Genomic DNA, 24719 nt, shown 5'->3' with positions numbered 1-24719 from the left:
GATGCTCGGTGGCGGCGACGACCACCCGCGCCCCGACCGGCCGGGAACGGCAACGCCACCGCGTCCCGGCCGTTGGGCGGCTGGACGCCGACGACGTCGCCCTCGCGGACGCCCAGCCGCCGCAGCCCCGTCGCGGCGACCCGGACCAGCCGGTCCAGCTCGGCCTAGGTGAGCGTCCCCGCCTCGTCGACGACCGCGACGCGGCCGGGATCGGCGCAGCGGTGCGCCCGGAACAGGGCGTACAGATCCAGGTCGGGGCAGACGCCCTCGGCCGCCCACCGCCGTCGGAACGTGGCGGGCACCAGGTCGTGAAGTTCCAGCGTCATGTGAACCTCCAGGGAACGGGCACGGCTACGGCGCCGTGCTCATTGCGCGGCAGCGCGGACGCGGAGCGGGGGTCGGCGGGGAGCTCCTCCAGGGCCGTCGTCACGGCGACCGCGCGCAGCCCTTCGCGGCGGAGCGCGGCGACCGCCTCGTCGGTGGTCCGGTCCGGGTACGAGGCGTTCACCCGCACCGCGTCGCCGTCGGCCAGGGCCACCCAGCCGTCCGCCGTCGGCACGGGACGCCGGAACCCCTCAGGGCCCGTCCCTTCCCGCCCGCGGCGACCCGGCGAAGCGCCGGGCCGGTCAGTTTCTCGGCCGCGCCCAGCAGCGAGGGGTCGACCCGGACGTCGCGTCCTTCGCAGACGCGCGCCAGCACCCCGCCCAGCAACGTCATCAGCGACAGCGCGAGGGGCCTCGCCGTCCGCCCGCGCGGCCTCCCCCACGCCGGTCCGGGCCTGGCCCATGAAGTCGGTTCCCAGCGGAGCGTCCGCCAGCCGCCCCGCCCAGCCGCTGGTGTGGGCGTAGACCAGGCCGGGGTTGACCGCCCGCAGATCGGCGTCGTCCGAACCGAGGCGCTCGGCGGCGCAGGGACCGCCCGGCCTCCTGCCGGGCCGCCTTGACGTCGGCCGTCTCGGGCGGGTGGCCCGGTGGCGCGGAGCCCGGTGCACTCCAGCGCGCGGATCGTCGGATCGGCGGTGGCCTGCGCCATCGGATCTCCCCTCCCTGCGGGAACCGTGCCGCGCGTTCGCGTGACCTGTTCGCCATGAGGAGTCGGACGCCACCGCCGACCAGTTCCCGAAATGTCTGGAGTTGCGATGATCTGGCGTCAAGACGACGAGCACTCCCCGTGGGGCGCCCCCGCGTGCCCGCCGGACGTCCTGCGACTACGCGAGAAGGTGGCCGCTTTCGTCCGCGAACGGGTGATCCCCCGCGAACCCGAACCGCACGCCGACCTCGCGCTCCTCGAACGGCTCCGCCGGCAGGCGCGGGCCTGACCCTGACCGGCCACGCCCACATCGCCGAGGCCGAAGGGCCGGCGACCACGGCCCCGACGTGCTCGGCTCCACCGCCCTGCTCGACATGACCACCCTGACCGGCTACGCCCGGCCCGCCGTTCGGGACCGCCACCTGCTGGGATCGCCGCCGGGGAGGTGACCCTGTGCAACGCGATGACCGAACCCGACTCCCCCGGCTCCGACCCCCGCCCTGACCGCCACGCGGGCCGGGCGGAACGCAGGCGGCACCTGGACCGTCCACGGCCGCAAATGGTTCGTCACCGGGGCGGGCCGCGCCGACCTGGCCCTCGTCCTGGCCCGCACCTCCGGCGCGCCACCCGCCAGGACCGGCCTGCCGGTGCTGCTCGTCCCCGCGTCCGCGCCCGGGTTCGAGATCGTGCGGGAGCTGCCGGTGCCCGGCGCCGGCGGGCAATGGGAGATCGGCTCGGCCGGCGTCACCGCTCCCGCCGACCACCTTCTCGGCGAACCCGGCGACGGGCTGCGCGTCTCGGCCGAGCGGGTGCGGCCCGGCCGCCTGCCGCGCTGCCTGCGCTGGCGCGGACAGGCCGAGCGGGCCTTCACCCTGATGCTCGACCGCGCCCGGTCCCACCCCACCGCGTCCGGACGACTGGTCTTCGACGCCATGCCGGCCATCCGCACCACCCGCCCTCTGGTGTTCGAGACCGTCGCGCGGATCGAGGCCGGGTTCGACACGCGCTTCGAGACGAGCCTGGCCAAGGTCGCCACCGCACGCACCCCGCAACAGGTCACCGACGCGGCGATCCAGGTCCACGGCGCGGCCGGGCCGGGACCCGACACGACGCTGCCCGCCCTGTTCCGCACCGGCCGGACGGCCCGCATCCTCGACGGCCCCGGCGAACTCCACATCACCGGCGTCGCCCGCCGTCTCCTCCGATGATCGGGGCGGGGCCGACGCCCGCCCGAGAGATCTGCGGTCCTGTGCTAGGTTCTCCGCGAACATGGTTTCCGTTTTCATTTTCGGAGTTGGTTCATGCCCTCACCCGCGGTCTCCGGGCCATCGGCTGATGCCGAGCCCACAGAGCCGGCGCCGACAGCGCCCGCCTCACCGGCGGCCGGAGCACGGAGGCGCGTCGTCTCCCGCACGGGTCTGACCGCGACCTGCCTGGTGCTGGCGGCCGTTCTGGCGGTCTCCGTCGTCGTGGCCATCGGGCTGGGGGCCACCGTGGTCCCGCCGGAGGAGACGGCGCGGTATCTGTGGGCGGCGCTCAGCGGCGGGCGCATCGGCGCCGACGAGGCGTCGACCTACCAGATCATCTGGCAGATCCGCACGCCGCGGGTGCTGCTGGCGGCGCTGGTGGGGGCCGGTCTGAGCGCGATCGGGGTCGCGATCCAGGCGCTGGTGCGCAACCCGCTCGCCGACCCCTTCGTCCTGGGGGTCTCCTCGGGCGCCTCCGTCGGCGCGGTCGTCGTCACGGTCACCGGCGGGCTGGCGGCGCTGGGCGTGTACGCAGTCTCCACCGGCGCCTTCGCCGGCGCTCTGGCCGCGTCGCTGCTGGTGTACGCCGCGTCCTCCAGCAGGGGTGCGCTGTCCCCGCTGCGGCTGGTCCTGACGGGCGTGGCCCTGGCGCTCGGGTTCCAGGCGCTGATGAGCGTGATCATCTACTTCGCGCCGGACGGCGAGGCGACCAGCACGGTCCTGTACTGGACGATGGGCGGCTTCGGCGCGGCCAACTGGGGAGCGCTTCCGCTGGTGGGGTCGGTGGTGGTCCTCGGCACGGCCGTGCTGTACCGCCATGCCCGGGCCCTGGACGTCCTGGCGCTCGGCGACGAGACCGCCGCGAGCCTGGGCATCGACCCCGACCGGCATCGCCGGAGCCTGCTCGTGCTCGTCTCGCTGGTCACCGGGGTGATGGTCGCCGTGAGCGGGGCCATCGGCTTCGTCGGGCTGGTCATGCCGCACCTGGTGCGCATGGTGGTCGGGGCCGTCCATGCCCGGGTGCTGGCCGTCGCGCCGCTGGCCGGAGCGGTCTTCATGGTGTGGGCCGACCTGGTCTCCCGGACCCTGGTGGCTCCGCGCGAGATGCCGCTGGGCGCCATCACCGCGCTGGTCGGTGTCCCGGTGTTCATCGTCCTGATGCGCCGTCGCGCCTACATCTTCGGAGGTCGCTGATGGACCTGGTCCTGGACGGCCTGTCGGTGGTGACCGACGGCGAGCACCTGCTGCGCGACCTGTCGCTGAAGGTGGGCAGCGGGCAGGTCGTCGGTCTGGTCGGCCCCAACGGCAGCGGGAAGTCCACCGCCCTGCGATGCGTGTACCGCGCGCTCCGTCCCAGCTCCGGCACCGTACGGGTGGGCGCCGACGACCTGTCCCGGCTGCCCGTGCGCCGCAGCGCGCAACTCGTCGCGGCCATGACCCAGGAGGGCGCCGTCGACCTCGACTTCACCGTCGAGGAGGTCGTCGCGCTGGGCCGTACCCCTCATCTGCGGGGCAACCAGGCGCTCAGCTCGCGGGAGCGGGAGGTGTGCGAGCGGGTGATGGGTCTTCTCGACATCGGCCATCTGGCGCACCGCGGGGTGCTCACGCTGTCGGGCGGGGAGCGCCAGCGCGTCCTGCTGGCCCGCGCCCTGGTCCAGGAGCCCGAGGTCCTGGTGCTCGACGAGCCGACCAACCATCTGGACGTGCGCCATCAGATCGAGCTGCTGTCGCTGCTGCGGGGATACGGGCTGACCGTCCTGGTCGTGCTGCACGACCTCAACCTCGCCGCGGCGGCCTGCGACCGGATCGGCGTGCTGTCCCAGGGCCGGCTGGTGGCCGCCGGCACCCCCGCCGAGGTGATCACCCCGGAGCTGGTCGACCGGGTGTTCGGCGTCAAGGCCAGCCTCGTCGCCCATCCGCTGACCGGCGCCCCCCAGTTGCTGTACTCGCTGACCCCTCCGGCCTGAAAGGCAGATCATGAGCATGACCCCCCTCCCCTTCCGGGGACGGCGCCGCGCCGCCCTCGGCACCGCCGTCGCGGCCACCCTGCTGCTCACCGGCTGCGGCGCCAAGGTCGAACAGGACACCGCGGCCGGGAAGGCCACCGTCAACAGATGCGGCGAGCCGGTCCGGTACACGCTTCCCAAGCGGACGGTCGCCTACGAGGGCGGCAGCGCCGACAAGCTCTTCGCCCTGGGGTTGACCAAGCACGTGCACGGTTACGTGATGCCGCCCGCCAACCCGCCGGTCACCGAGTCCCCGTGGGCGTCCGAATACGCCAAGGTGAAGATGCTCAGCGACGACCTGCTCAACAAGGAGGTCGTCGTGGCCGCCAAGGCCGACCTGGTCGTGGCGGGCTGGAACTCCGGCTTCAGCGACCGGCGGGGCATCACCCCGCAGATCCTTGACAAGCTCGGCATCCAGAGCTTCATGCACACCGAGAGCTGCTTCAACTACCCCGGACACCCCGAGCGCGTCACTCCGTTCGAAGCCCTCTACACCGACCTCGAACGGCTCGGCAAGATCTTCCGCGTGGAGTCCAGGGCGGCCGAGGTCGTGGCCGGTCTGAAGAAGCGCGTGCAGGACGTCCGGGCCCGCGCGCCCAAGGGCGAACCGGTCCCGGTCTTCCTCTACGACTCCGGCACCGACCAGCCGTTCACCGCCGGACGCCAGGTCCCGCCGACCGACATCATCGCCTCCGCCGGAGGCCGCAACGTCTTCGACGGCCTCGACCAGCGCTGGACCCAGGTCACCTGGGAGGCCGTCACCAGGTCCGCACCCGAAGTGATCATCATCCTGGACTACGGCGACCAGCCCGCCAAGAAGAAGATCGACTTTTTGAAGACGTCGCCCCACACCCGGGACCTGCCCGCCGTCAGGGAGGACAACTTCTTCGTCCTCGACTACAACGAAGGCATCAGCGGCCCCCGCGTCATCGACGGCCTGGAGAAGTTCGCCAAGTACCTGCACACCCTCGGACGCTGATCGCCCATCCCGGCGGGCCGGGATCACCGGCCTCCTCGCGCCTCCGCAGACCGGCGAGGTCTTCGACGCCGCCGCCGCCCGCGACTATGGCGCGGTCGCCTCGGCGATCCCGGCCGCCCGCGCGGTCGGCGCCACCGGCCGGGTCGACGCCGTGGACCTGGCCGACGGCCTGGTGGAACCGGGCCGTCGGCGGGCCGCGGCCGAGGGACTCGACCAGGTGAGGTTCCATGCGGCCGATGTGACGGAATGGTCCGGCCCTGGCTCGTACGACCTCGTCCTGTGCGGTTATGGGATCTTCTTCCTGCCGGACAGGACGCCTCGGCCCGCAGGCTGGCCGGGCTACTGCGGCCGGGCGGCCGGTTCTCCGTCGCCACCTGGGCCGAAGGCGCGCTGGAGGACTTCGGCGCGCTGTCGCACCGCAGTGCGATGGCCGAGCGTCCCGGCGGGCCCGGGCCTCACCGCCGTGAACGTGCACCGGATCGCGTGGCAGGTGGAACTGACCCCGGGCAACGCCTGGAGTCTGGTGGTCGGTACCGGTTTCCGCGCGATGCTGCACGACCTCGACGAGGCGGCGATCGACCGGGGGCGAGATCGTTTCCTCAACGCCCTGACCGACGAGAGGATCGATCTTCTCGACGCGACCTCTCCGGTGGTCGTCGGTTCGGTCTGACGCCGGCCTCGTGTCCCGATCGCTCTTCCGGCCGTGGGTTCGGTCATCGCGGCGCGGTCGGCACCGGTGCGGGTGAGGAGCCCGCACCGGGCCCCTCACCGATAGGTGAGGCTGAGGGAGCCGGTGCTGTCCCGGCCGAGTTCGGCGTCGACCTCGAAGACGTCGCGGATCCGGTCGGCGGTGAGGACCTGTTCGGGCGGACCGGCCGCGACGAGCGAGCCGTGGTGCAGCATCAGCAGCCGGTCGCAGAACCGGGCGGCAAGCGGCAGGTCGTGCAGGACGACCAGGACCGTCTGGTCGGTGTCGGCCAGCAGCCGCAGCAGGTCGAGCTGGTGCCTGACGTCCAGATGGTTGGTGGGTTCGTCGAGCAGGAGGGCCCACGGTTGCTGGGCCAGGGCGCGGGCGATGTGGGCGCGCTGGCGTTCGCCGCCCGACAGGGTGCGCCACTGCCGGTCGGCCAGGTCGGTGAGTTCCATCCGGGCGAGCGCGGCGTCGATGACGGCGCGGTCGGTGCCGCCCAGTCCCCGCCACCGGTCGCGGAAGGGGGTCCGGCCGAGGGCGACGATGTCGGCGATCCGCAGTTCGCTGTGGGTGTCGGCGGTCTGCTCGACGAAGGCCGCCTGCCGGGCGACGCGGCGGGCGGACCAGCCGCGGATGTCGTCGCCGTCGTAGCGGACGGTCCCGCGGGAGGGCGTGCGCAGGCCCGCGACGCAGCGCAGCAGCGAGGACTTGCCCGAGCCGTTCGGGCCGATCAGCCCCACGGTCGCCCCGGCGGGGATCTCCGCGGTCACGTCCCGGACGATGGTCCGGCCGCCCGCCGCCCAGTCCAGCCCCTCGATCGAGATCCTCACAGCTCACCTCGCCTGCGCAGCACCAGCAGGAACAGCGGAACGCCGAGCAGCGCGGTGACCGCCCCGACCGGGATCTCCTGCGGGGAGAACACGATCCGGGCCAGCACGTCGGTCCAGACCAGGAAGATCGCTCCGGTCAGGGCGGCGAACGGCAGCAGCACCCGGTGCAGCGGCCCCACCACGAACCGGACGCCGTGCGGCACGATCAGGCCGACGAACCCGACCGCCCCCACCGACGCCACCGCCGCCGAGGTCACCAGCGCGGTGACCACCAGCAGCACCAGCCGGGTGGTCCGCACGTCGATGCCGAGCGAGGCGGCGGTGTCGGCGCCGAAGGACATCCCGTCCAGGGCCGTGGAGAACGACCACATCACCGCCAGCCCCACGGCGGTGGCCAGGGCGCAGATCACGACCGTGTCCCAGCGGGCCGACGCCATCGAGCCCAGCAGCCAGTGGGTGATGGCCCGGTTGGTCTCCGCGTCGGCGGACGCCATCAGGACCATCGAGGTGATCGCCGAGAAGAGCTGCCCGACGATCACTCCGGTCAGCACGATGCGGGCGGAGTCCAGCCCGTCCCGGCGCAGCAGCAGCATCAGCATCCCGAACGACGCCAGCCCGCCGGCGAACGCGGCTCCGGTGATGCCGACCTGGGCGGCGCCGACGCCCAGGACGACCAGCAGCACCGCGCCGGTGGAGGCGCCCGAGGACACCCCGAGCAGGTAGGGGTCGGCCAGCGCGTTGCGGGTCACCGCCTGCAGCACGGTCCCGCACACCGCGAGCATCGCCCCCACCACGGCGGCCAGCAGGACGCGCGGCAGCCGCAGGTCCCACACCAGGGAGTCGACCAGTCCGGGCAGCGGCTCGACCGGCAGTCCGAGACGGACGCCCAGCGCGCGGCCGATCTCGCCGTAGCCCAGGTCGCTGACACCGATCCGCGCCGACACCGCGACCGAGGCCGCCAGCGCCACCGTGCCCAGCAGGAACAGCGCCGCCAGCGACAGCCCCGAGCGCCGGGGCGCGGAGACGGGAGCGGCACCCTCGGCCACCGGCCGCGACCGGGCGCTCGGATGCAGGAGTGAGGCGGTGGTCCGGTCCTCGCCGAGGCCGTCCGGCACGTCGCCGAAGACCCGCGGCTCAGCGGGCATGGCCGAAGCGCCGGACTCCGTCGACCAGGGCGCGCAGGACGTTGACCGAGCGCACCCCCGGATCCATCTCGATCGCCGTGACGGTGATGGTCCTGTCGTCGCGTACGGCCGGGAGCCGGGACAGGGTGGGGTGCGCGCGCATCGTGGCGAGCTTCTGCGCCGCGGTGTTCCCGGCGGGCGACGCCTGGGTGGTCAGGTCGCCCAGCACGATGACGTCGGGCCGCCGTTCGGCCACCGCCTCCCAGGTGACCTGGGGCCACTGCTCGCCGACGTCGTCGAAGACGTTGCGCACGCCGGTCAGCCGGCTGATCTCGCTGGGGATCCCGCCCTTGCCCGCCACGTAGGGGGTGCCGTTGAACACCGAGTACACGTAGGCCACCGAGACCGGCCCCTTGAGTCCGCCTTTGAGGCGGGCGGCCTCGTCCAGGGCCTTGCGCTGCTCGGCGACCAGCCGGGTGGCGCGGTCGGTGACGCCGAAGACGCGCCCGTAGTTCTGGTAGTCCTGGAAGAGCAGGTCGAACGGGGTGAGCCCGGCGGTGTTGTCCTTGGGGCAGTCGACCGCGCTGACGTAGGTGGGCAGGCCGAGCCTGTGCAGCTCCTCACGGGTGCCCGCCCGGTCCTTGGTGAACAGGCTGGTGAACGAGGCCACCGCGACGTCGGGGTTGGCGTTGCGCAACCCCTCGGCGGTGAGCGCCTTGGCGCTGAGCACCGGCACCTTGCGGTAGTCGGCCTGGTACGGCGGTGAGATATCGGCCTTCAGGAACGCCGTGCCGGCCATCCGTCCGGCCAGGCCGAGCGCCAGCAGGGTCTCGGTGGCCGACTGGTCCAGCGCCACCGCCCGGCCGGGCGTCCTGGCGAACGACAGGCGCTGCCCGCAGCTCTGCACCGACACGGTCCGGGACGCGTCACCGGAGGAGGTCTTCTGCGCGGGGGAGGCGCAGGCGGACAGGGCCACGGCGGTGGCCGCGAGAAGGCCGGCGGCTGCACGGCGTGACATGGGGGGCTCCAGGGGGCTTCGTGTACGGTCATGCCCAGCTTATTGCGAAGGAGTTGCAACTAGCATGCATCGGCGATGATAATCACTTTCATCAATTCTCGGACAACGAGCTCCTCCCGGGAGATTCGTCCCAGAGCGCGTAGGAGCAGCGGCAACTCGTGACAGCATCCCCTTCATCCGTCCTCGGCGAGGGCGCCTCACCCCGTCCGGTTCTGCGCGAGGTGCGCTTCCTGCGGCTGTGGGCGGGCACCACGGCCTCCGGCCTGGCGACCTGGGCGCTGCCGTTCGTCCTCGGGCTGGCGGTCCTGGAACGTTCGCTCTCCCCCACCGGCCTGGGCGTGGTGCTGGCCGCCCGCACCGTGGGGTTCCTGGCCGCGGTGCCGGTCAGCGGCGTGATCGCCGACCGGCGTTCGCGGCGCGCCGTGGTGCTGTGGTCGGGGCTGACCGCCGCCGTCGCCGCGCCCCTGATCGCCCTGGGACTGGGCCGTTCGGTGGCGCTGATGGCGGTCGCGGCAGCGGTGTCCGGCGCCGGGCAGGGCGCCTGCCGGCCCGCGTTCCAGGCCCTGACGGCCGAGGTGGTCGAGGAGGGACGGCGCCGGCAGGCCAACGCCGCCATCACCCTGGCCGTCCGGGTCACCACCCTGGTCGGCCCCGCCGTGGCCGCCCTGCTGGCCGTCCTCGTCGACGCCCGGGGCCTGCTGATCGGCATCGGGGCGCTCTGGCTGGTCGCCGCCCTGGCGCCCCCGGCCGGAGTTCCGATCCGGAGACCGGGCACCGGCCGCCCCGGGTTCTGGGCCGAGTTCACCGAGGGCGTCCGCGAAGCACGCCGGCATCCCTGGTTCCTGGCCGGGCTGGCCGCGCTCACAGCCGTCATCGCCACCGGGTACTCCGCGACCGGAGTGGCCCTACCGCTGGTCAGCCGCGACCGTTACGGCAGCGAGGCGGTACTCGCCGGGGCCGCCACCGCCTACATCGTCGGGGCGCTGGTGGGCGCGCTGCTCGTCGCCCGCTGGCGGCCCCGGGCGCAGGGCTGGGCCGCGCTGGCGGGCCTGGCCTGCTACGGCGTCGCCCCGCTGGCCCTGCTGCTACCGGTGCACCCGACGGTCGTCATCGCCGCCTACGTGCTGACCGGGATCGGCATCGAACTGTTCAACGTGCCCTGGTTCACCGCCACCCAGCGCGAGGTCGCCCCCGACAAGCTCGCCCGCGTGTCGTCCCTGGACTTCCTGCTGTCCTACGGACTGGCCCCTCTCGGGCTGGCCCTCATCGCCCCGGCCATGGACGCCTTCGGGTACGGCCCCGTCCTCGGCGCCTGCGCCGTGGTCTGCTTCGCCGCGCCCGCCGCCGCCGCGCTCGTTCCCAGCTCCCGTCACTTCTCGGTCAGGTAGCCGCCCATGTCCACGTTTCCGCCGTCCGTCGGCGTCGTCCCGGCCCGCATCGACGCCTCCGAGGCCGACCGGGCACGCGAGCGGCTCGTCCAGGACGGCGCGGTCATCCTGACCGGCCTGGAAACCGGCGCCGACAACCTCACCGTCGCCGCCGCGCTCGTGCTCGGCGGCCGCATCCGCCGCCTGTTCCCGCATCGCCGCAGGCACAGCACGGACGGCGGCACCGTCCACCTGCACGCCGACGGCTTCGACGTGGTCGTCGACGTCGGCGGCGTCCCCGAACGCCGCCGCCACCCCGACGAGGACCACGTGCTCGTCCAGTGCGTCCGGCCGGCAGACGAGGGCGGGGAGTCCTTCGTCGCCGACGCCTACCGGTTCACCGACCACTGCGCCGAGGCCGATCCGGAACTGTGGGCGTTCCTCACCGGCACCGACGTCGACCTTTACGGCGCCTGGGCGGGACTGCGCGGGCTCCCGGCGACGCCGCGCGTGGCCCGGCACGTCGAGTACACCCGCACCGGCCGCCGCATCGTCCGCCGCACCGACGGCGCCGTCCCGCTGCACCGCGACCCCGACGAGGACCACACCCGCGCCATGCTCGAACGCTTCGAGCACGCCGTACGCCGGTTGGAGCCCGCACTGCCGCGCGTCCTGCTGGACGAGGGCGACATCCTCGTCCTGGACAACCACCGCTGCTGGCACGGACGCGACGCGCACACCGGAGACCGCGTCGTCGAGATCCTGACCCTCCTCACCTGTGACGCCAGATGAAGCAGGATCCTGCCGAGCGGGTGGGAGGCCTGATCAGGAGCCGACGGAGGGGCGCGGTCTCATCAGGGTTCCATCATGCCGGTGTGAGGCCGGCGGCGCAGTAGTCCCGGGTCCAGGATGACGAGGACCGATGACCTGTCGAATCCGCGGATGGGGTGTCGTCTGGGCTCATCATCGGCGACAGGCTCTTGACGTTGATTCCTTCCGCCCCGTGCGGTGCCGCTCTTCCCGATAGGAGGGCACCTTGCCGCATCACGGACTACTACAACAGTAATTCTTTGAACGCCCTTCGGCAGCGCCGCTGAACCGGCGGGCCGCGCAAGTCCTCAGGACCGTCGGCTTCGACCGACCGCTCCTGCCCCATTCCCACCTGAGGCCGCCAAGGAGATGCACGCCTCCGCAGGGCCGTGACCGGGGCGCCACGATGGGCGAAGCAACCGCCGTGGAGCGCCCGGCTGTCGTCGCCGGGGCCCAGCACACCGACCTGCGGCCCCGTTCCCGGGCCGTGCGGTATGGCGGACACACCGACCGCGTCGAAGGTGAAGCGCTACCCAGGCTCCCCCGCGGGACGGCCATCGTCGTCTCGCGGATGACGGCGCCTGTCCACCACTGGCGCAATAGACGAAGAGGAGTGTCCGGGCGCTCCCCAGAGGGCACGAGTGATCATCGCCCTCCCGGGCCCACCGTTCCCGCCGTCCTCCGACGGCGGGAACGGCAAGGGCCTCAGCCGCCGAGTCTGTTCGGTGGGCGAGACGTTGCCGCCTCGCGGGATCCGCTCGGGCCGGCACTGCTTGATCGCTAAAGTGCCTGCGCGAAGGGTGGCAGACGCGAGCCTGTCGGCGCGGTGGCCGCGCGGCGACCGGCCACGCTCGCCGGGGCGGTCGCGGGCCAGGAGGCCGGAGCGGGCACCCGGCAGCCCGCCAGAAGATTTTCCGGGCGAACCCTGCCGCGGCACAGGATGGTCAGGCCGGTGCTCCACCACGACTGTTGCCGCCGCCCCTGGGGGTCGAACAGGTCGGCGAAGACCACGGACAGCCTGGACCGCCGGTGGGATCATGCGGCGAACTGAAGTGTCAGGTCGCCAGCGCCACACCCCGATGACATGGGGCCATGGTCGAGGCACCCCTGGGCCTTGCCGCCATCACGGCGGGGCCGCCGATCTACTACAAACATAATATTGAAGGGTGTCCTCGTCACCCCTGGCCGGATGTCGCGGCTTCGGCCTGAGGTTTTTCAGCGGGCACAGGGGGAACCTTCCGCCCTTGCCCACCGTCCTGGTGGGCACGTCGTCCAACAGAGAGAGTCATGAGCAGCGACCTACCTCCTGACCCCGTTCCTCCTGATACCGCCCGCCCGTCGGCCGGCACCCGGGCGGTCCTGCGTTGATCACCGCACTGTCCCTGTTGCTCGGCGTGGTGGTGGTCCTGGCGATCACCGCGCTGACGGGCTACTTCGTCGCCCAGGAGTTCGCCTACATGGCGGTGGACCGCTCGCGGCTGAACGCGCGCGCGGCCGCCGGGGACCGGGCCGCCGGGCGTGCGCTGGCGGTGACCCGGCGCACCTCGTTCATGCTGTCGGGGGCCCAGCTCGGCATCACCGTGACCGGTCTGCTGGTCGGTTACGTGGCCGAGCCGATGATCGGACGGGCCTTCGGCGACATCATCGGCGGGGTCGGCGTGCCCAAGGGCGTCGGCGTGGCGGTCGGCACCGTGCTGGCGCTGGCTCTGTCGACGCTGGTGCAGATGGTGTTCGGCGAGCTGTTCCCCAAGAACCTGGCCATCGCCCGGCCCGAAGCGGTGGCCCGGCGCCTGTCACGCTCGACGCTGATCTACCTGAAGGCGTTCGGCTGGCTGATCCGGGTGTTCGACCAGTCGTCGAACCTGCTGTTGCGGCTGCTGCGCATCGAGCCGGTGCACGACGTGGAGCACGCCGCCACCGAACGCGACCTGGCGCACATCGTGGCCGACTCGCGCCGCAGCGGCGACCTACCGCCGGACCTGTCGATCCTGCTGGACCGCATCCTGGACTTCCCGCACCGCGACGTCGAACACGCCATGATCCCCCGGGCACACGTCGACACCGTCGACGACACCGCCACCGTCGCCGAGGTGCGACGGCTGATGAGCACCGGTCACTCCCGCTATCCCGTCCTGGACGACGCCGAGCGCATCGTCGGCGTGGTCCACCTGGACGACGTGCTGGCCGCCCCGGACGGCTCGGACCCGGTCTCGGCGATCATGCGTCCGGCCACGGTGGTACCGACGCTGATGACACTGCCCGCCGCGCTGGACCAGCTGGCCGACGACCGTAACCAGCTGGCCTGCGTGATCGACGAGTTCGGCGGCTTCGCCGGGGTGGTGACGCTGGAGGACCTGGCTGAGGAGCTGGTCGGCGAGATCACCGACGAGCACGACGCCGACGCCGACGAACCCGCCGCGACCGCCGTGGGCGACGCCTGGATCATTCCGGGCGGCTTCCACATCGACGAGGTCGAGCGCACCATCGACCACCGGCTGCCCGAGGGCGACTACGAGACCATCGCCGGCCTGGTGATCGCCGCCCACGACGCGCTGCCCGAGGTCGGTACGGAACTGGACATCGAACTGCCCGCCGACCCCGCCGACCTGGCCCACGCCGACGAGCCGCCCGCCAGGTTCGTCCACGTGGAGGTCCTGGAGGTCGACAACCACGTGCCCTCCGTCATCCGGCTGCAGGTGGTCACACCCGACGCCGCCGTCCCCGCCGACGACGAAAGGCAGGCCCGGCGATGAGCAACCCGTGGGTGGTGCTGGCCGCCACCGTCGCCATCATCGCGCTGAGCGCGTTCTTCGTCGCGGTGGAGTTCGCGCTCATCGCCGCCAAGCGGCACCGGCTGGAGGACGCCGCGCCCACCAGCCGGTCGGCACGGGCCGCGCTGCGCAGCGCCTCGGAGCTGACGGTGCTGCTGGCCGGGGCCCAGCTCGGCATCACGGTGTGCACCCTGGCGCTGGGCGCGGTCTCCAAACCGGCGGTGCACCACTGGCTCACGCCGCTGGCGGAGTCGTGGGGCGCGCCGCTGTGGCTGGCCGACGCGGCGGGTTTCGTGCTGGCGTTGCTGATCGTGACGTTCCTGCACCTGGTGATCGGAGAGATGGCGCCCAAGTCCTGGGCCATCGCCCACCCCGAGAAGTCGGCGACGCTGCTGGCGCTGCCGATGCGCGGCTTCATGTGGCTGACCCGCCCGCTGCTGCGCGCCCTGAACGAATCGGCCAACCGGTGCCTGCGCCTGGTCGGCGTCGAGGCCGCCGACCAGGTCGACTCCGGCCAGGATCCCGACGCGCTGCGCCACCTGGTCGAGCACTCGGCCAACGTCGGCGCGCTGGACGCCGCCTACTCGGCCCAGCTGTCGGAGGCCCTGGACCTGCGGAACCTGCGGATCGGCGACCTGGTCAAGCGCGGGAGCACACCGGCCTCTGTCGTTTCGGAGGCCACCGTGGCCGACGTGCAGGCCGCCAGCCACACCTCGGGCCACCTGCGCATCCTGGTCCCCGGCCCCGGTACCGGCTGGAAGGTCGTCCACGTGCGCGACACGTTGGCCGAGCCCGAGACGGCCGGCATCGCGCACCTCACCCGGCCCGCGTTCCTGATGACCGCCGACACGCCTGTCTACACGGCGCTGGCCCGGATGCGCGAGACCGGCGAGCAACTGGCCCTGGTCACCGAAGGCGAACAGGTCCTGGGCGTCGTCACCATCAACGACGTGCTCCGGCGCCTGTTCCCGCGCGCCGACCACAACCGGGACCTGTCAGGCACCCGCTAGGTGTGTTGTCCCGGGACGTTGGTGACACGCGTGCTGGGCGCTTGAACGGGTGAGGGCCTTCTGGGTTCGGTGTGGATTGCGACATCTGCACCGAGTTCCAGGAGGCCCTCATGGTCCACCGTAACGCTCCGCTGACCCCAACAGGACGCCTTCGTCTGGCCCGGTGCGTGGTGGAGGAGGGCTGGCCGCTGCGCCGGGCCGCCGAACGCTTCCAGGTCAGCCACACCACCGCCCAACGCTGGGCCAACCGCTACCGACAGCACGGCCAAGCCGGGATGGTCGACCGCTCCAGCCGCCCGCACCGCCAGCCCCGACCGACGCACCCCGACCCCGCTTGAGGCACAAGTGGTGCGTTTGCGGCGCGAGCACCGTCTGGGGCCGGTGCGGCTGGCCGCCCGCACCGGCATCGCCGCCTCCACCGCCCACCGCGTCCTGGTCCGCCATGGCCTGCCGCCGCTGGCCGCCTGCGACCGAGCCACCGGCGAGCCGATCCGCCGCTACGAGCGGGCCCGGCCCGGCGAGCTGGTCCACATCGACGTCAAGAAACTCGGCCGCATCCCCGACGCAGGCGGGCACCGCACCCAAGGCCGCACCCAAGGCCGCACCCAAGGCCGCACCCAAGGCCGCACCCAGGGCCGTGCCCAGGGCCGCCGCAACCGGACCGGAGCCGGCTACACCTACCTGCACACCGCCCTGGACGACCACCCCCGCCTGGCCTACACCGAGCACCTGCCCGACGAAACCGCCGCCACCTGCGCGACCTTCCTGCGACGGGCCACCGCCTGGTTCGCCACCCACGGCATCACCATCCAACGGGTCCTGACCGACAACGCCTGGGCGTACACCAAGACCACCTGGCGCGCCACCTGCCACCAGTTGGGCATCACCCCCCGCTGGACCCGGCCCTGGCGACCCCAGACCAACGGCAAGGTCGAACGCTTCCACCGCACTCTGGCCGAGGAATGGGCCCACATCCGCCCCTACACCTCAGAGGCCCAACGACAGGCCGCGTTTCCCGACTGGCTGGACTGGTACAACTACCACCAACCCCACACCGGCATCGACGGCCAAACACCCGCCAGCCGCGTCACCAACCTGTCGGAACAGCACACCTAGGGCCTGTCCGCAGTCCAGATCAGGGAGGGGCTGGCAGGCCGCATGGCCAGATGATGCATCCGTGCAGGTGGAGTCCGGACAGGTGGCCGTTCTCGCGCCATGCCCTTACCGTCCCGTCCCCGGGTCTCACGGCCTGGGCTGGCGCGGATCTTTCCGGGTGGATGAACTTCCCGGCAGCGGCGGCTGAACGTTCTGCCCGCTCCGAGCCGTAGGTGCCTGCGCCACCCGGCGAAGAGGACAAGGTCCACCGGATCAGCGTTCCCGACTCCTGACCGTCTGTCTTCACCCTCACGGGTGGTTCCCGGCGGCGCGCGTGGGGCACCGCTTGAGAGGACCAAGACCATGGTCAAGGACGCCGCCCGCAAGAACGCCATCCGGGCCCGCATGACGCAAACGGGCAAGAGCTACACCGACGCCGCCCGCGAGTTGGAGCGGGAGGCCGCTGAGGTCGCTGAGGCCCCCGACCACCGACGGCAGCCGGTCATCACCTTCGAGTGGTTCAGCGGCCAGGCCCACGGAGTCGTCGACCTCGCGCGAGAACATGCCCGATCGCACGGGCACGGCACCGTCGGCACCGAGCATCTGCTGCTCGGACTGATCGACGATCAGACAGGTGGCCTGGCCTTTGAGATCCTGGACGACCTGGCGGGCGCGGTGGAGGTCGTGGAGTCGGCCGTCGCGGCCGCGATGCCCCCGGGCGCGACCATCGTGCCGCAGGATCTCGCCTGGAGTGAGCACGCCGCGTTCGTGCTGGCCCGAGGCGCTGATCGGCAGAGGGACCGGACCGGGCACGGTCACATCGGGCCCGAACACCTCCTGCTCGCCCTGCTGGCCCGCGGCGACAGCCGTGCCTGCCAGATCCTCACCGACCTGCGGATCACCTACGAGTCCGTCAGGACCGAGGTCGTCGACCGGCTGAACGCCATGGGAGTGGTCAGCCGTTACAGCCAGGCCACACACCGGGGTTGAGGGGCCCGGGAAGGTAACGGGGCAGGGCCGATGCGAGAGCGGGCCTCCTGGTGGCGACGGCGGTGTGGCGGTCCGGTCGTCGTGCTGGAGGCCCGCGTCATGTCGTCCTCCCCTCGTAAGGTCCAGGTCGTGACGCCCGAGGTCGGTGGACCTGCCGGTTCGGGCACGGAGCCGCGCAGCCGCCCAGGGCAGGTTCGTGGTTCGGATGACGGCGTCCGTCCGATCAGCCGCGACACCCGGCTTTACGCTGAGCGCAACGCCGTCGAACGCCGCATCAACGATGCTCAAGGAAGGGAGAGGGCTGGCCCCTCGCCACGACAAGACGACCAGCAGCTACCTGGCCGGACCTCACCTGCGCGGATGCATCATCTGGCCACGCAGCCCGCACGTCCCTCCATGACCTGAACGACGAACAGGCCCTAAAGCGCGAGCTTGAACCCTTCATGGCTGTCTGCGAAGCCCAGCGCGGTATAGAAGCGGTGCGCGGCTTCACGCCGCTTGTTGCTGGTCAACTGCACCAGCACGCACCCGCGCGAGCGTGCTCTGTTGATCGCGTGCGTCATCAGGGTCCGGCCGAGCCCATCCCCGCGCCGGTCCGCGCGGATCCGCACCGCCTCGACCAAGGCGCGCTCGGCGCCACCCTTGCCGAGTCCCGGGATGTACGTGGCCTGCAAGCACCCCACCACCGTGCCGCCGCCGTCCACCAGGACCAGCATCTCGTTGCGCGGATCCGCGTCGATCGCCGCGAAGGCGCGCTCGTACGCCTCCGTCACCACAACCGCCGCCGGATCGACCACCTGCTCCTCATCAGCGAGCAGAGCCAGTACCGCGGGCAGGTCAGCACGGGTCGCGGGGCGCAGGGTATGAGCGGGCGCGGGCTCGGCGACAGCAGGCATGGCACAGACCCTAACCGTCCCCTCACCGGGAGGGCCGTGCCTGAACCGTTTTGCTCCGCGAGCGTCAGGAGGGTAGGAAGTCGGCCATGGTCGTATTTCACTGTGCCGTCTGTGACAGGGCTCTCACGGCGGAACTCGAACGGGTTCCGGCGGTCCCTGCGCGGCACCGGTTCGATGGGGCGCTGGTCGACGGTCGCCGGCTGGCGCCGCCCACGCTCCCTCGCGGCGCTTACGCGATCGATCCCGAACCGCACGGATTGCCGTTCGTTCCAGCCGAGAACCCCGACGACTGTCCCGCGGCCTACCCCGGCGGCCCGTGCATCAGCGACTCCAACGGCACGATCATCGTTTCGGCCGGTCCCCGGAACACCGTCGTCCTGCACCCGGAAGACGCCCCCGGCCTCATCCCGCACACGACACCGGAAACGCCCTCGGGCTGCTGCGGAGCGCGGGGAGACGGCCCGCCCAACCGAGCGTGCCCTTGCGGCTCCGTCGTGGGGAACGAGATGTCGGAGTGCTACGGCCCCTACGAGCTGCACCTGCTCCCGGACGCCGTCCGCCTTGCCCCCGGCGATGCCTAGCTTCAGGGCGTCCCAGGGCTGTATGCAGCTGATGGGCCGGTCTCCATAGCGGGCCCGTCCCCGCTTTTGGCGGTGCAGACCCTGTCTCGCCCTGATGGTCGAGGCGTATGGCTGGTGCGGGAGACTGGGCCGGTGACCACCGACGACGGCCGCCCGGTCCCGCCCGTGACGAGCACCTCCATCGTGGTGCTGTCGCTGGCGCGCCGGATCGAGACCGAGCTCAACGCCGCTCTCGCGCCGTTGGGGCTCACCGTCGCCCGGCTCGGACTGCTCGGTCACATCGCCGGTGTGCCGGGCGCGTCCTTCAGCGAGCTGGCGCGCATGTCGGGGATCACCGTCCAGAGCGTGCACGGGGCGGTGAAGGCGCTGGTCGCCGCCGGGCTGGTGCGTGACCGCAACGCCCGCGCCGGGTCGGCCTCGACGCTGGAGGTCACCGAGGAGGGAGCCCTCCTGCTGGAGAAGGCGCAGCAGGCGGCGGCCGAGATCGACGAGCGGTTGTTCGGTCCCGGCGCCGATCCGATCCGGCAACGGATCGGCACCGCCATCCGCACCGCGTTCTCGGGCCCCACCCCCTCCTGACCTGGTATCGGACGAACCCGCCCACCGTGATCCGACCCCACCTTCAGCAATCCTGAAGCAGGCTCTAAGCTTCAGGGAGTCTGAAGGTTCGTTGGAGCGAGGAGTCGCGTATGTCCGAACGACCGGGGCGCCGTCTGTCACGGCGCGCCCTCCTCACCACCGCGGCGGCCACCGGAGCGGTGGCGGCCACGGGCGCAGCGGCGGGCGGGGTGCTCCTGGCCGACGGCGACGCGACACCGTCGGCCACCTCGGTGCCCGCTTCGACTGAGCCGTTCCACGGAAAGCACCAGCCCGGCATCGCCGCACCCCAACAGCGCCACGCCCTCTTCGCCGCCTTCGACCTGGAGACCACCGACCCGGTGAAGCGCACCCGCCGCAGCGCCGAGCAGCTCGCGACGGTCTTCGGCACCCTGATGGAGCAGTGGACGCTGGTCACCGCGAACCTCATGGCGGGACGGGAACCGGGCCTGCGCCCCGCCGGTTCGCCCCAGGCCCCCGCCGACTCCGGCGTCGCCGACGGCCTGGCCCCGGCCCGGCTGACCCTCACCTTCGGCCTGGGGCCCGAGCTGTTCGAGCGCATCGGCCGAGCGGACCGCCGGCCCCGCGCGCTGGAGCCGTTGCCCGCCTTCGAGAACGACCGGCTGGAGGACGCCTGGTGCGGGGGCGACCTGCTGGTCCAGATCTGCGCCGACGACGCCCAGGTCCTCAGCCGTGCGTTCCGGACCCTGCGCAGCCGCACCCCCGGCTCCGCCCGGCTGCGCTGGACCCAGCAGGGATTCCTGGGAGCGTTCGGCGACGCCACCCCACGCAACCTGTTCGGCCACAAGGACGGCACCGCCAACCCCCGCCCCGGCGACACCGGGTTCGACGCCGCGGTCTGGGCCGACCCCGCCGCCGGACCGGCCTGGTTCACCGACGGCACCTACCTGGTCTTCCGCAAGATCCGCATGGACCTGCCCAAGTGGGACACCTCCCCCGCCCACGTCCAGGACCAGGTCATCGGCCGCCGCCGCGACAACGGTGCCCCGCTCAGCGGCGGACACGAGTTCACCACCCCCGACCTCACCAAGACCGGGCCGGACGGCGAACCCCTCATCCCCGCCGACTCCCATCTGGCCCTGGTGCGGGACATCCCGATGCTGCGCCGCTCCTACAACTACGACTACGGCATCCAGGGAACCGCCGAACCGACCGAGACCGGCCACCGGCACGCCGGCCACGACCACGGCCCCGGCATGCCCGCCCACTCCGGCAGCGGCCACGACCGCTATGACAGCGGCGTGCTGTTCTGCGCCTACCTGCGCGACCCCGAACAGTTCGTCCGGGCCCAGCGCAGACTGGCCACCGACCGGCTGAACGCCTTCATCCGCCACACCGGCAGCGCCGTGTTCGCCATCCCGCCCGGAGCACGCCCCGACCGTCCCCTCGCCGCCGGATTGCTCTCCGCCCGTTGACCTGCAAGGAGACCTGACATGAACCGACGCGGCCTCCTGCTCCCGGGCACGGCCGCCCCGCCGGCCGCCGCGGGTGCACACGGTGCTCTACGACGGGGTGGAGGAGCAGGACCTCGACGGTCCCGTCGAGGTGCTGGGCATCATCGCCGACCAGCACGGCGTGACCACCTTCTCCGGCGTGGAGATCAGGGTGCGGTCCCGGTGGTCCCCGCGTTCGGCCGATGTGATCGTGGTGCCCGGCGGCGGGCTGGGCGAGGGATCGGCGGTGGAGGAGCAGATCGGCCGCGGCGTCCTGCCCCGGGCGCTGGCCGCCGCCGGCATCACCGACGGCCGTTCCTGCACCACCCACCACGCCGCCAAGCAGGACCTGCGGGCCAGGGGCGGCCGGGTCGTCGACGGCCGCGTGGTCGACGACGGTGACCTGGTCACCTCCGGCGGCGTCACCTCCGGCCTCGACCTGGCGCTGTGGCTGGTCGAGCGGTTCTACGGGGCCGAGACGGCGCTGTTCGCCGAGAAGGTCCTGGAGCACGAACGGCGCGGCACCGTCTGGCGCGCTGGCGACTGACCTCGCCGGGCTCACCGCCCCTGCGCATATGACGGTCGCCGGCCCTTGGCCGTGCCGTTCCCATCGCTGGGGCCCAGCAGTTCAGGAGTGTCGGGCGCACCAGCCGGGTCGTTCCATTCTGCGCTTCGCCGGTGGCGGGACCCGCGTTCGGCTCGGGCTGGGTCGTCTTCCCTGGGGCCGCGCCGACGTAGTGCGGTGCGAAGGTCTCTCCCCGCGCGGAGCCTGGTCCATCCAGGTCGATCTGGTCTGCCGAATAGGATAATAGGGTCGTGTCATATTTCAATCTCACCTGGCTTGTGCGTAACGCCTTCATGGCCGTTCTCACCCTGCTGGGCGGTCTGGCCTTGGTGGTGTCGGCCGTCGCCCTTGTGGCGGCAGGGGCGCCCGACGGCGCCCGCGACCTGCGCGCCTACCAGGCCGCGCAGCGCTGCCCGGCGGCTCCGGTCGCACCTGCCGAATGCCGTTGGACGCAAGTGTTCACGGTGTCGCACATCGCTCTGACCAAGAGCAAGTCGAAGTCGAACCGTGCCGTGCTGACGAGCGCGGACGGTGCCAGGTGGGAGACCTTCTACGCCTCCAGAGGGCCGGTCCTCAACGGGCTCGATGAGGGCGACCGGGTCACCGGCACCCTCTGGCGTGGCCGGCTGACCGAGATCGCGGCGGCCGGGGCGTCTCAGGAGACCCGGGCCGCCCCGGTCGACACGCGCGCGGGAGTTCTCATCGGCGCGTTGATCATCGTCCCGCCGGGGCTGCTCATGATGGCCACGGGCATCTGGCGGCTGCGCCGCCGCACCTCCCCCCCGACGCCGGGCATGGTCGCCACCCTGGGGCTGGCGTTCGGGCTGCTGGTCGGCGGACTCTTCTGCCCTGTCCTGGTCGGCGACAACGGTGATGAGTTCTGGCCGGTGGCGGCCGCCTGGCTCGCCGTCGCCGCCGTCCTGGCCATCGTGGCCCGCCTGCACGTGTCTCAGGAGCGCGCCTCGGCACGGGTGTCCAGCCCATGATCAGACCACCTGCACGGAAATGACGCATCAGGCGTCGTCGTCCTCGACCTCCATGCGGCAAATCTGCCCACAGCCCCGCCGTCACTCTCCGAGAGAACCCCGCCGCCGGCAGCGCCAGGCGTGCCGCCGGGATCGAAGTGGATGGTCCGGGCACGGGCTCGAAGACCTTCCTCACCACAAAGGCGGGCCAGATGCCAGAGTCCGTTCGCTGAATCAAGGGGTGACGACGGTGGCGCAGACCACGCGTTTCTCCTCGGGCCGCCACTGCACCTTCTCCATCGGCGCGATCAGGTACTCGACCGGGCGGCCGTCCTTACCTGCGAGGCCCTTGTGGAGCTTGGCGAACTCGACGTCGCAGAACTTCAAGGTGAAGTCGTAGACCTTCTGGTAGCCGGGGAAGGGGCCGTCGCGCATATCGGCGGGCAGGTCGGTGGAGGCGTAGGTGCGGTACATGTGGGGACGGGCGCAATCGACGGTGACGACCGCGCCGTCGGGACGCAGGAAACGGTCATCAGCCAGGCACGAGCCGTTGGGCAACTCGGTGAGCCTGAAAACCTTGGGAGCCGAGGACGGCTTGGCCGCCGAGGTGGCCATGGCCTGGCCCCCTGTGGTGGAACAGCCCGTCGGCAGTGACATCAGCACCAGCGCGACTGGCACCAGCGCAGCGGTACGCGGCAGGCGGGCGCGGGGACGTCGGGCGTCCCCGCGCCCGCTCTCGGGAGCGGGCGCGGGGGGCCTGGTCACGGGGTGACGTTCAGGGCGCACTTGTCGGTGCGGTAGGGGGTGTCGGGCTTGTCGCGGTCGGGCAGCAGCTTGGTGTCGTTGTCCTCGTACCAGTGGCGGGTCTTGGTGCCGTCGGAGTTGCGGCGCACGTGGTGGACGTAGTGCTCGCCGGTGGTGTGGCTGTGGCCCCAGACGGTGGACGGGGGCTCACTGCCGGTGCCGTCGTTGATGACGACCTTGCCCTGGTTGCCGCAGCCCCCGTGGGCGCTGGCGGTCGGCGCCGTCAGCGAGAACAGGCCGCCGGCAGCCGCGACGGCCAGGCCGACAGTGGCCCAGCGAGTGATCGAACGCGTCACTGTTTCCTCCAGCGGAGAAGTGGGACAGAGAGGCTCGGCCCCCTCTGCTCGCAGGTCACTGGTACACGAATACCGCAGCCGTTAACGAAACAAAGGGAACCAACGCATGATCATCATCAAGCACCGACGACAGGCCCCGCCATAGGCGCAAATGACGCCATGCCCACGGTCTACGCCATAGCCCCGCCCTGTCGTCACCACGGAGCTCGCTTACGCGCCGCGCAAACCGAGCGTGAGCGGCGTCGCGGGAGCTACATGCGCGGATCGATCAGCCCTCGCTGCGGAAGCTGGAGCGGCGTACCAAGACCGATCCCATGCCGTTGGGCCGTTCCACGCTGTCGGGCATACTCGCCAGCCGTCGCCTGCCCCGCCGCAAGGTGCTGGTCAGCTTTCTGACCACCTGCCAGGTCCCCGTCGACCAGCACCGGCCGTGGCTGCGCGCCTGGGACCGCCTGGCTCTGACCCACACCCGGCAGCCCTCCGCAGCCCTGGCCGAGGAGTTGCGTCTGCAAGTCGCCCAACTGCTGGTAGAGGGCCGCCAAGCGGTTCCGCCGCGTCGACGGGTTCATGCACCTGGGGCGGCTACGCGCCTCACCAGACCGGCACGCCGCCGCCCGGAAACACACCTCCACCTGCTACAACAGGATCATTGCCCGACCAAGCGGCCCGTCACCTGAGTTTCACGGCACCCGGGGCATCCTCGCCGACCGGGGCGGTGTCGTCTGCGGTTCCGGCGGTGGTCTCCTCCCTCTGAGCGCCGCCGGGCGGCGCGCTCCGCAGCGACCAGGCCCTCATGACGGCGACTCCGGCCAGCAGGGCCGCGTTCACCACGGCCGCGACATGCATGCCGCCGGCGAAGGCCTCCTGACCGGAGTTCTTGATCGCCCGACGATTGATCACATCGAGGGGGCGTACAACCGTTGCCCCTGTCCGAGGTTGTACGAGTCTGCGTGCAGACAAATGTGGACGTTCTCGAACAGCTCGTGACCTGGTGCGAGCCGATGGGAGCGATCAAGCATCGCCTGGGTCGGCCTCGTGGGCGGCACGGCCGACGTCCGGGGCCGCGCCGCTGCCCCGCGCGGCCTAGCCGAGCGTTCGGATGTTCTTATCGAGAGGGAAACAGACATGACTGTGTGAGTCCGGCGGGCTACCGCCGTTGCGCTGGGCGGGACCGTCCTGGCGCTGGGGGCCAACGCGGTGCCCGCCCAAGCGGCGGCTCCCGCCGCCTCCTGCGGCTTCCTCGGATGGTCCGACATGGACGTTGGGACCAAATTGGTCGTCTGTGCAAGTACCGCAACAGCTCGGGCAACACCTGGCACTTCGTCGATGCCCCTGGCACGAACTGGGATGACGGCTGGATCTATTCGGGCAACATCGGCGGCATCAACAAGCCGATCCCGACCTGTGTGCTGTAGGAGGCCGCAAACCCCCAGCGGCCCTCAAGAAGGACGTCGGGCCGCTGCGGTGCGCGCCGCACGCGGGTGCGCTTGGGATTTCGGCGGCGGGGCGGGCTGTGACGTCACAGGCAGACCGGCACCGCCCGGCTGCTGCCGCGCCTGCTGAACGGCCGCACTTCAGGGCCGGTGTTCCTGTC

The 24719-nt window shown here is 71.9% G+C and carries 24 protein-coding genes and 1 pseudogene; 16 read left to right on the top strand and 9 right to left on the bottom strand.

Going from position 1 to position 24719, the window contains the following annotated elements; genetic code table 11:
- Positions 1 to 164 precede the first annotated feature (164 nt).
- A complete protein-coding gene (locus HNR61_RS46870) occupies positions 165 to 326 on the bottom strand; it encodes a hypothetical protein (RefSeq protein ID WP_220509599.1) in 162 nt (53 codons plus the stop codon).
- Positions 323 to 991, bottom strand: a complete 669-nt coding sequence (locus tag HNR61_RS50765) for a CoA transferase (RefSeq protein ID WP_220509598.1) — start codon at positions 989 to 991, stop codon at positions 323 to 325. Before HNR61_RS50765 ends, HNR61_RS46870 begins: the two co-directional genes overlap by 4 nt.
- A 147-nt stretch (positions 992 to 1138) precedes the next feature.
- On the opposite strand from HNR61_RS50765, the gene HNR61_RS46865 reads away from it, so the two are divergent.
- From HNR61_RS46865 to HNR61_RS21200, 6 genes are all read left to right on the top strand, one after another.
- Positions 1139 to 1318, top strand: coding sequence for a hypothetical protein (locus HNR61_RS46865; RefSeq protein WP_220509597.1), 180 nt, complete (start codon positions 1139 to 1141; stop codon positions 1316 to 1318).
- Between the two features lie 211 nt (positions 1319 to 1529).
- Positions 1530 to 2237 carry an acyl-CoA dehydrogenase family protein gene (locus HNR61_RS46860; protein WP_246443438.1) on the top strand — a complete coding sequence of 236 codons (708 nt, stop codon included), beginning with the start codon at positions 1530 to 1532 and terminating at the stop codon, positions 2235 to 2237.
- Between the two features lie 93 nt (positions 2238 to 2330).
- Positions 2331 to 3470: a FecCD family ABC transporter permease gene (locus HNR61_RS21215; protein WP_182844914.1), complete on the top strand. Its 1140-nt coding sequence runs from the start codon at positions 2331 to 2333 to the stop codon at positions 3468 to 3470.
- Positions 3470 to 4243 carry an ABC transporter ATP-binding protein gene (locus HNR61_RS21210; RefSeq protein WP_182844913.1) on the top strand — a complete coding sequence of 258 codons (774 nt, stop codon included), beginning with the start codon at positions 3470 to 3472 and terminating at the stop codon, positions 4241 to 4243. Before HNR61_RS21215 ends, HNR61_RS21210 begins: the two co-directional genes overlap by 1 nt.
- A gap of 16 nt (positions 4244 to 4259) precedes the next feature.
- Positions 4260 to 5261, top strand: coding sequence for an ABC transporter substrate-binding protein (locus HNR61_RS21205; RefSeq protein ID WP_376770263.1), 1002 nt, complete (start codon positions 4260 to 4262; stop codon positions 5259 to 5261).
- Positions 5262 to 5283: 22 nt separating this feature from the next.
- A complete protein-coding gene (locus HNR61_RS21200; protein ID WP_182845198.1) occupies positions 5284 to 5931 on the top strand; it encodes a class I SAM-dependent methyltransferase in 648 nt (215 codons plus the stop codon).
- Between the two features lie 95 nt (positions 5932 to 6026).
- Here HNR61_RS21200 and HNR61_RS21195 read toward each other — a convergent pair whose 3' ends face one another.
- The 3 genes from HNR61_RS21195 to HNR61_RS21185 are packed head-to-tail and all read right to left on the bottom strand — an operon-like array spanning position 6027 to position 8924.
- Positions 6027 to 6782 carry an ABC transporter ATP-binding protein gene (locus HNR61_RS21195; protein ID WP_182844911.1) on the bottom strand — a complete coding sequence of 252 codons (756 nt, stop codon included), beginning with the start codon at positions 6780 to 6782 and terminating at the stop codon, positions 6027 to 6029.
- A complete protein-coding gene (locus tag HNR61_RS21190) occupies positions 6779 to 7927 on the bottom strand; it encodes a FecCD family ABC transporter permease (protein WP_182844910.1) in 1149 nt (382 codons plus the stop codon). Before HNR61_RS21190 ends, HNR61_RS21195 begins: the two co-directional genes overlap by 4 nt.
- Positions 7917 to 8924 (bottom strand): ABC transporter substrate-binding protein, encoded by a 1008-nt coding sequence (locus tag HNR61_RS21185; protein WP_182844909.1) that lies wholly within the window; start codon positions 8922 to 8924, stop codon positions 7917 to 7919. Before HNR61_RS21185 ends, HNR61_RS21190 begins: the two co-directional genes overlap by 11 nt.
- A 158-nt stretch (positions 8925 to 9082) precedes the next feature.
- On the opposite strand from HNR61_RS21185, the gene HNR61_RS21180 reads away from it, so the two are divergent.
- From HNR61_RS21180 to HNR61_RS21155, 6 genes and pseudogenes are all read left to right on the top strand, one after another.
- Positions 9083 to 10312 (top strand): MFS transporter, encoded by a 1230-nt coding sequence (locus tag HNR61_RS21180; RefSeq protein WP_182844908.1) that lies wholly within the window; start codon positions 9083 to 9085, stop codon positions 10310 to 10312.
- A gap of 6 nt (positions 10313 to 10318) precedes the next feature.
- On the top strand, positions 10319 to 11083 hold the full coding sequence (locus HNR61_RS21175) for a TauD/TfdA family dioxygenase (protein ID WP_182844907.1): 765 nt from the start codon (positions 10319 to 10321) through the stop codon (positions 11081 to 11083).
- Between the two features lie 1382 nt (positions 11084 to 12465).
- Positions 12466 to 13854 (top strand): hemolysin family protein, encoded by a 1389-nt coding sequence (locus HNR61_RS21170; RefSeq protein WP_182844906.1) that lies wholly within the window; start codon positions 12466 to 12468, stop codon positions 13852 to 13854.
- Positions 13851 to 14882, top strand: coding sequence for a CNNM domain-containing protein (locus HNR61_RS21165; protein WP_182844905.1), 1032 nt, complete (start codon positions 13851 to 13853; stop codon positions 14880 to 14882). Before HNR61_RS21170 ends, HNR61_RS21165 begins: the two co-directional genes overlap by 4 nt.
- A gap of 110 nt (positions 14883 to 14992) precedes the next feature.
- Positions 14993 to 15998 (top strand): annotated as a pseudogene (locus HNR61_RS21160) (IS481 family transposase).
- 342 nt (positions 15999 to 16340) lie between these two features.
- Positions 16341 to 16967, top strand: a complete 627-nt coding sequence (locus tag HNR61_RS21155) for a Clp protease N-terminal domain-containing protein (protein WP_182844904.1) — start codon at positions 16341 to 16343, stop codon at positions 16965 to 16967.
- 419 nt (positions 16968 to 17386) lie between these two features.
- Here the strand turns inward: HNR61_RS21155 and HNR61_RS21150 are convergent, their stop codons facing one another.
- Entirely contained in the window at positions 17387 to 17863 is a 477-nt protein-coding gene (locus HNR61_RS21150; RefSeq protein WP_182844903.1) for a GNAT family N-acetyltransferase, read from the bottom strand.
- A 713-nt stretch (positions 17864 to 18576) separates the two neighbouring features.
- Here HNR61_RS21150 and HNR61_RS21145 point away from each other — a divergent pair.
- The 4 genes from HNR61_RS21145 (at position 18577) to HNR61_RS21130 (ending at position 22046) form a co-directional block, all read left to right on the top strand.
- On the top strand, positions 18577 to 19023 hold the full coding sequence (locus HNR61_RS21145) for a MarR family winged helix-turn-helix transcriptional regulator (protein WP_182844902.1): 447 nt from the start codon (positions 18577 to 18579) through the stop codon (positions 19021 to 19023).
- Positions 19024 to 19133: 110 nt separating this feature from the next.
- Positions 19134 to 20477 (top strand): Dyp-type peroxidase, encoded by a 1344-nt coding sequence (locus HNR61_RS21140; protein ID WP_182844901.1) that lies wholly within the window; start codon positions 19134 to 19136, stop codon positions 20475 to 20477.
- A gap of 82 nt (positions 20478 to 20559) precedes the next feature.
- The gene (locus tag HNR61_RS49995; RefSeq protein ID WP_220509595.1) at positions 20560 to 21042 is read left to right on the top strand and encodes a DJ-1/PfpI family protein; all 483 of its coding nucleotides are present in this window, start codon (positions 20560 to 20562) and stop codon (positions 21040 to 21042) included.
- A gap of 311 nt (positions 21043 to 21353) precedes the next feature.
- The gene (locus tag HNR61_RS21130) at positions 21354 to 22046 is read left to right on the top strand and encodes a hypothetical protein (protein WP_182844899.1); all 693 of its coding nucleotides are present in this window, start codon (positions 21354 to 21356) and stop codon (positions 22044 to 22046) included.
- A 213-nt stretch (positions 22047 to 22259) separates the two neighbouring features.
- Here the strand turns inward: HNR61_RS21130 and HNR61_RS21125 are convergent, their stop codons facing one another.
- From HNR61_RS21125 to HNR61_RS21115, 3 genes are all read right to left on the bottom strand, one after another.
- Positions 22260 to 22703, bottom strand: coding sequence for a hypothetical protein (locus HNR61_RS21125; protein ID WP_182844898.1), 444 nt, complete (start codon positions 22701 to 22703; stop codon positions 22260 to 22262).
- Positions 22704 to 22786: 83 nt separating this feature from the next.
- Positions 22787 to 23125 carry a hypothetical protein gene (locus HNR61_RS21120; RefSeq protein WP_182844897.1) on the bottom strand — a complete coding sequence of 113 codons (339 nt, stop codon included), beginning with the start codon at positions 23123 to 23125 and terminating at the stop codon, positions 22787 to 22789.
- Between the two features lie 669 nt (positions 23126 to 23794).
- Positions 23795 to 24025, bottom strand: coding sequence for a hypothetical protein (locus HNR61_RS21115; RefSeq protein WP_182844896.1), 231 nt, complete (start codon positions 24023 to 24025; stop codon positions 23795 to 23797).
- Between the last annotated feature and the right edge of the window lie 694 nt (positions 24026 to 24719).

This window comes from Actinomadura kijaniata (assembly GCF_014138665.1).
Classification (GTDB): domain Bacteria; phylum Actinomycetota; class Actinomycetes; order Streptosporangiales; family Streptosporangiaceae; genus Spirillospora; species Spirillospora kijaniata.
Note: the sequence above shows the minus strand (reverse complement) of the source record. Positions and strands in the feature narration are given on the sequence as shown.